We start from the raw sequence: 1,632 nt of genomic DNA on the forward strand, positions 1-1,632 counted from the left end.
AGATACAGATGATAGAACCAATAGATATACATAAAGATAATCCAACATTATTATACTATGAAATTTAATTTATATGCTAGGAGAAGATGCCTTACTACTATAGAAGAGGCATATGAAATAGAAGCAGCCACTCTACAAGAAGCGGTTAACATGATAGAAGATTGTGACGTAGATCCAGACAGTACTGAAATATGCTGGGAGGATACTAGAGAGTTAAGTAAGGAGGAGAACAATGGGGAATCTGCTTTAAAGATATATACTTACGAAGATAAACAAGTATATCCATGATATATCTTTGTAGTAGAAATAAGAAATTATTTAAATCTGACGCATATTCTGACATTACTTTTGATTCTAGTATAGAGTTACTAGGTAAGCTAGCAGAAATTCAATTTGATACTGAGACACTCGGATTAGACTGTCATACGAAGGCTTTATTAACTACTCAGTTAGGGAATAAGGACAATCAAGTAGTATTTGATTGGACTACAATGACATCGGATGAGAAAAGTAAATATAAAAACTTCATGGAATCCGATAAGTTATTTATAGGCCACCATTTAATGTTCGATTTGACCTTTATGTATAAGCAAGGTATATATCCAAAACATTTATATGATACTATGATTGCAGAACAGTTATTATACCTTGGCTATCCTAGGGTAATAACGGCTAGCTTATATAATCAGTTAGGTTTAAATATCTATGGGTATGAATATGTTACCCCTGATGATCCTAAAAAAGAACCTTATTATGAATTATCTTATTCTCTAAAATCTACTGCGGCTAGAAGAATTAACGTAGATATAGATAAAACTGTCAGAGGTAAAATTATCGATGAAGGCTTATCAGATAGAGTAGTAGTATATGCAGCAGGAGACGTTATGTGGCTAGACGATATAAAAGCTGCACAAAGGATAGAGCTAGATAAACAAGAACTTTCTAGTGCGGTTGCCTTTGAGTGTGAATTTATAAAAAGTTTGGCATATACTAAATATTGCGGAGTTCATTTAGATCCCGCAAAATGGCAATCTAAGATGGACTCTGATAATGCTAAGTTAGCTAAAGCTTTATCGGCTTTAAATGATTGGGCTGTTAAGTATGATAATGGAAGAGGGAAATATGCTAAACTTGATTTACAAGGAGACTTGTTTACTGGATTTAAAGATAAGCCAGAGTGTACTATTAACTGGAGTAGCCAGAAGCAAGTAATTCCATTATTTGAAGAACTTGGAATAAAGATAGATACGTTCGATAAAAAGACTAAGAAGAAAAAGAAATCTATAGAGAAGAAGGTTCTAGCCCCTCAGAAGGATGATTTTCCTATTATTCCTCTCTTCCTAGAGTATCAAGAAGCGGATAAGTTGGTTACTACTTATGGACAGAACTGGTTGAATGCCATTAATCCAAAAACTCATAGGATACATGTAGAGCTACATCCAATTGGAACTGACACGAGTCGCGTATCTAGCGGTGGCGGCCCATACAAACTGAATCAACAAAACTTACCGAATGACGCTATCACTAGAGCGTGTTTTACCGCAGAAAAAGGCAATGTATGGCTTAGTTGTGACTATTCGGGTTAAAATATCCAATATAAATTTTAGTATATAATAATTTATATTCAAATGC

2 protein-coding genes are annotated in these 1,632 nt (G+C 34.1%); both read left to right on the plus strand.

Translation table 11 applies throughout. The features are described from left to right. Positions 1–57 precede the first annotated feature (57 nt). Positions 58–288 carry a hypothetical protein gene (locus ACI3VO_RS02210; protein WP_439756342.1) on the plus strand — a complete coding sequence of 77 codons (231 nt, stop codon included), beginning with the start codon at positions 58–60 and terminating at the stop codon, positions 286–288. Next, on the plus strand, positions 285–1,586 hold the full coding sequence (locus ACI3VO_RS02215; RefSeq protein ID WP_439756343.1) for a DNA polymerase: 1,302 nt from the start codon (positions 285–287) through the stop codon (positions 1,584–1,586). Before ACI3VO_RS02210 ends, ACI3VO_RS02215 begins: the two co-directional genes overlap by 4 nt. Positions 1,587–1,632: the final 46 nt, after the last annotated feature.

The sequence above is a fragment of the Intestinibacter sp. genome, assembly GCF_051866655.1.
Taxonomy (GTDB): Bacteria; Bacillota; Clostridia; order Peptostreptococcales; family Peptostreptococcaceae; genus Intestinibacter.